This window comes from Streptomyces sp. NPDC004561, assembly GCF_053602155.1.
In genome coordinates this window covers 1-4,990 of the sequence record NZ_JBSGDB010000584.1, presented here as the reverse complement: position 1 = coordinate 4,990, position 4,990 = coordinate 1, and the positions used below count along the sequence as shown (strand labels likewise).

Annotated in this window: 4 protein-coding genes; 2 read left to right on the top strand and 2 right to left on the bottom strand. The window is 73.2% G+C overall.

Going from position 1 to position 4,990, the window contains the following annotated elements; all coding sequences use genetic code 11:
- The first annotated feature begins 206 nt into the window (after window positions 1-206).
- Window positions 207-992, top strand: a complete 786-nt coding sequence (locus tag ACWEN3_RS41270; RefSeq protein ID WP_452982301.1) for an SGNH/GDSL hydrolase family protein — start codon at window positions 207-209, stop codon at window positions 990-992.
- A gap of 20 nt (window positions 993-1,012) precedes the next feature.
- Here ACWEN3_RS41270 and ACWEN3_RS41265 read toward each other — a convergent pair whose 3' ends face one another.
- Both ACWEN3_RS41265 and ACWEN3_RS41260 read right to left on the bottom strand, forming a co-directional pair.
- Entirely contained in the window at window positions 1,013-1,633 is a 621-nt protein-coding gene (locus ACWEN3_RS41265) for a TetR/AcrR family transcriptional regulator (protein ID WP_452982299.1), read from the bottom strand.
- Between the two features lie 183 nt (window positions 1,634-1,816).
- Entirely contained in the window at window positions 1,817-2,995 is a 1,179-nt protein-coding gene (locus tag ACWEN3_RS41260; protein ID WP_452982297.1) for a Glu/Leu/Phe/Val dehydrogenase dimerization domain-containing protein, read from the bottom strand.
- Between the two features lie 253 nt (window positions 2,996-3,248).
- Between ACWEN3_RS41260 and ACWEN3_RS41255 the strand changes: the two genes are divergently transcribed.
- Window positions 3,249-4,415: an MBL fold metallo-hydrolase gene (locus ACWEN3_RS41255; protein WP_452982294.1), complete on the top strand. Its 1,167-nt coding sequence runs from the start codon at window positions 3,249-3,251 to the stop codon at window positions 4,413-4,415.
- Window positions 4,416-4,990: the final 575 nt, after the last annotated feature.

Sequence of the window (4,990 nt, the reverse complement as noted above, 5' to 3'; positions counted from 1 at the left end):
GAAGGCCGGACCCCCGAACCCCGGGTCCGGCCTTCGGCGTGCCCGGTCGCCAACAGCCCCGCCGGTAGCCTTATTCCTGGAACGCAAACGATTTAAGGGTGTCTCATCTCACCGTTCGTCAACCCCTTCCTACGGTCGCGTAGGTCACACCCGAAGGTGAATCATGGTCCGACGTGGCAGACGATTCGAAGAATGACAGCAGATCAGTGATCGGGTCGTACGTGGCGGTGGGGGACAGCTTCACCGAGGGCGTCGGCGACCCCGGCCCCGACGGGGCGTTCGTGGGCTGGGCCGACCGGTTCGCGGTACTGCTCGCCGACCGGCGGCCCGAGGGGGACTTCCAGTACACCAACCTCGCCGTGCGCGGGAAGCTGCTGGACCAGATCGTGGCCGACCAGGTCCCGCGGGCCGCCGAACTCGCCCCGGACCTGGTCTCCCTCTGCGCGGGCGGCAACGACATCATCCGCCCCGGCACCGATCCGGACGAGGTGGCCGAGCGCTTCGAGCGGGCCGTGGCCCGGCTGGCCGAGGTCGCAGGCACGGTCATGGTGACGACCGGCTTCGACACCCGTGGCGTCCCCCTGCTCAAGCATCTGCGCGGCAGGATCGCCACCTACAACGGGCACGTCCGCGCCATCGCCGACCGGTACGGCTGCCCCGTGCTCGACCTGTGGTCGCTGAGGTCCGTGCAGGACCGCAGGGCCTGGGACAGCGACCGACTGCACCTCTCGCCCGAAGGGCACACGCGCGTGGCGCTGCGCGCCGGCCAGGCCCTCGGCCTCGACGTGCCTGCCGACCCGGAGCAGCCGTGGCCGCCGCTGCCGCCCCGGGGCACCCTGGAGGTCCGCCGCGACGACGTCCACTGGGCCCGTGAGTACCTCGTGCCGTGGATCGGGCGCCGGCTGCGCGGCGAGTCCTCCGGCGACCACGTCACGGCGAAGGGCGCCCTGTCCCCGGACGACATCAAGCTGCGCATCGCCTCCGTGGCCTGACCCCGCCGGAGCCGGTGGGGTCAGCGCACCCGTTCGGTCAACGCGGCCCGGTCCAGGCCCAGTTCGCGGGCCAGGGCCTCGTCGACCCACTCCTGGGCCCGGGCGCGCGGCACCGCGCCCGGGTACGAGGTCAGCTGCACGGCGAGTCCGTCCAGCAGCGCGGTCAGCCGCAGCGCGGAGCCCACCGGGTCGGCGCACGCGAACTCGCCGCCCGCCACGCCCTCGGCGATGACCTCGGTGATCGCCGCCTTCCACTGCCTGTCCAGATCCCGGGTGACATCGCGCAGGGCGGGCTCGCGCAGGGCCACGGCCCAGCCCTCGATCCACAGCCGCCAGCCCTTGGCCTGACCGGTCGGCGCGTACCAGCGCACGGCGGCCCGCAGCCGGCGCAGCGCGGAGGTCCGCCGCCCCAGCAGCCTGCGCAGATGGGCGAGATCGCCCTCGGCCGCGTAGGTGAACGCGGCGGATACCAGCTTCTCCTTGGTCGAGAAGTGGTACAGCACCAGCGCGTTGCTCACCCCGAGCGCCGCGGCCACGTCGGCGATCCTGACCGCCGCCACGCCCCGCGCCTCGATCTGCTCGATGGCGGCCCGCAGCAGCTCCTCCCGCCGCTCCGCCACGCTCAACCGCACTCTCGCCATCCGGTCACCCTAATCCGTCGTCAAGGGCGGCGACGAAGGGGCCCGGTTCCCGCACAGCCGCCCGGACCCGCGCCGACGGCCCCTCGGCGCGCTGGCGCGGCCGGGGGAACAGTCACCCACCGCTGACCGGTTCAGTCGACGAACGGCGCGCCGCAGCCGCAGGAGCCGGACGGTCGGCGCCGGTCACCGGTACCACCCGAAGCGCTCCGCGATCACCGGCAGCCGGTCGGTCACCAGGGCGTGGGCGGCCGCGCGCGGGGTCGTGCCGTCGGCCTCCGCGCGGTCGAGCATCACGCCGACCAGCGCGCGCATCGAACGCCGGATGTACGCGAACGCCTCGTCGGCGTCGGCGCCGATGTCGCCGAACAGGGTCCACCACCACCAGGCGTTCGTCCCCGAGTTGACCACCACGTCCGGCAGCACCGTCACCCCGCGCGCCGCCAGCAGCGCCTCCGCCTCCGGCAGGACCGGCATGTTGGCGGCCTCCACGATCCAGCGGGCGGAGATCCGCTCCTGGACCGCGCCGTCGATCGCGTACGACACGGCGGCCGGCACCAGCACCTCCGCGTCCGCCGACAGCCAGGCGTCGCCGGGCAGTTCGCGGTCCCCGGGGCGCAGCGCCGACCGGTCGACGGTGCCGTGGGCGTCCCGCGCGGCGAGCAGCGACTCGACGTCGAGGCCCGCCGGGTTGGCGACGGTGCCCTTGATGTCGGCGACGGCCACCACCGTCAGCCCCGCGCGCGCGAGGAAGCGCGCGGTCGCCCCGCCCATCGTGCCGAAACCCTGCACGGCGACCCGGGTGCCCGGGTACGGCACCGCCGCCCGGTCCAGGGCCGCGAGCACCGACTCGGCGACCCCGCAGCCGCCGGCCAGCTCGTCCAGGCCGATGCCGTCCACCTCGACCGCGAAGGCGTCCGCGAGCCGTCTTCGGGCCGCCGCCTCGTCGTCCAGCAGCGGGTACACCGCCTGGACGGAGGAGACCAGACCCGCCTCGGCCGCCGCCCGGTCCACCAGGTCCTGGGTGAGGCCCAGGTCCTCGCCGGTGGTCCAGAAGCTCTCGATGTACGGCCGCATGGCGCGCAGATAGCGCACCAGCAGCCCGTACGCCCCCGGGTCCCGCGGATCGCAGTCGATGCCGCCCTTGGCGCCGCCGAGAGGGACGTAGCGGCCCTCGGGGTCGTAGTGCAGGGCCTCCTTCATCGTCATGCCGCGGGCGAGCCCCGTCACCTCCTGGAGCGTGCAGCCGGGGCGCATCCGCAGCCCCCCGCTGGCCACGCCCCGCACCAGCCGGTCCACCACCAGGAAGCCCTGGCGGCCGGTGACGTGGTCGGTCCAGACGAGCGACATCAAGGGAGCGGTCATGGGGTCTCCTCAGGGGACGGTGAGCGGAGCGCGGCCTGCCCGATGGGGAGGTCGGGCATGGTGCCTCCGAAGGCGGCCGCGGCCGGCCGGCGGAGGGCTCCGTGGCGGACTTTACTGAACGGCTGGTCAGTATCGGGACCCGTCGGGCACCCTGTCAACGAGCTGAACAGCGGTTCAGTAGTGTCCGCCGGGGCCGGGCGGTCGCAGGGGCCGACCATAATGGAGGACCCAAGCGACTCCACCTGGAGGTACCGTGACCGGTTTGCGTTCTTCGAGCTCCGGGCTCCGCGTGCTGCGCCCCGCTGCCTTCGGCGTGGACCCCGGCGGTGAGCGCCTGGCACGTATCCGTCGCTCCCCTCATTTCAAGGACGGCGTGTTCCAGAACCCCGGCGGTCCCGCACGCACCCGGCCCTCCGGCTCCACGCTGGACCTCGCGAAGGTGTTCCTCGACAAGGACACCCGCCCGCTGCGCGCCCCCAGAGGCACCGTCCCGGTGCATCCCACGACCTTCGCCGACCTGGCCAAGCCGCCCGCCACGGGACTGCGGCTGACCTGGATGGGCCACTCCAGCGTGCTCGCGGAGATCGACGGCCACCGGGTGCTGTTCGATCCCGTCTGGGGTGAGCGCTGCTCCCCGTTCCCCTTCGCCGGGCCCAGGCGGCTGCACCCGGTGCCGCTGCCGCTCGCCGCGCTCGGCCCGGTCGACGTGATCGTCATCTCGCACGACCACTACGACCACCTGGACCTGCCCACCATCAAGGCGCTGGCCGGCACGGACACCCTGTTCGCCGTGCCGCTCGGCGTCGGCGCCCACCTCGAGCACTGGGGCGTCTCCCCGGACCGGCTGCGCGAACTGGACTGGCACGAGTCCACCAGGGTCGGCGGCCTCACCCTGACCGCCACCCCGGCCCGCCACTTCTGCGGCCGCGGCCTGCGCAACACCCAGCACACGCTCTGGGCCTCCTGGGTCGTCGCAGGCGAGGAGCACCGGATCTACCACAGCGGCGACACCGGCTACTTCGACGGCTTCACGGAGATCGGCGCCGCGCACGGCCCGTTCGACGCCACGATGATCCAGATCGGGGCCTACAGCGAGTTCTGGCCCGACATCCACATGACCCCCGATGAGGGTCTGCGCGCCCACCTCGACCTACAGGGCGGTGCGCCGCACGGCGCGCTGCTGCCGATCCACTGGGGCACCTTCAACCTCGCCCCGCATCCCTGGGCCGAGCCGGGGGAGTGGACGAAGGAGGTGGCCGAGGAGGCCGGTCAGGCGGTGGCGCTGCCCCGGCCCGGCGAGCCCTTCGAGCCCGCCGGCAAGCTTCCGGCGGAGGCGTGGTGGCGGGGGGTCTCGGGGGAGGTCCGCCGGACCTGGCGCTCGGTCGGCGCGTTCGTCGCCGAGCCGCCCAAGCGGGGCTGACGGGCGCACCGCCATTCAAGGCCAATGCCGGCACTCTCCGTGACGCCCGGGAGAGTCGGGTGAGGGCGTCGTAGATGCTCCCGCGCGGCATTGCGCGGCGACAACTGCCGTAAAACGGGCGCCCGTCGAGGCGTGGACCCGATGAGGGCCGACTGCACCCCGATTACTCTTCCTGACCGCTTTTGAGCAGGTCTTATCGAACTCTTTCGACCCGGCCGAGGGACCCCCGGCCGGGTCATCGGTCTTTCGTACGAGGCTTCATACCAGAGCGGGACGCTCCTCGGGGGACTTTGTCAACTGCCCACCGCACATGATGCCCAGGCAACTACTGTGAGTGTCCGTCGGGCGGCGCGGGCGGGTTCGCCGGTCCCACCGGCCGACGCCGCGTCGGCGCATGCCCGCATCGCGCACGGCGCGCCGAACCAGGCCTGACGGACCAGTACGAGGACGCAGAGATGTCTCACCTCCGAGCACCGGCCACCCGCGCCGACCGTCGGGAGGGCGGCCGGCACGGGCGACCGGTCGCCCGACCCGCTCCCGCGCTGCCCGACACAGATACGAAGTTCACACCTCAT

Coding starts and splice junctions, on each gene's coding strand:
- ACWEN3_RS41265 (WP_452982299.1), bottom strand. CDS start 1,633: ATGGCGAGAGTGCGGTTGAGCGTGGCGGAGCGGCGGGAGGAGCTGCTG.
- ACWEN3_RS41260 (WP_452982297.1), bottom strand. CDS start 2,995: ATGACCGCTCCCTTGATGTCGCTCGTCTGGACCGACCACGTCACCGGC.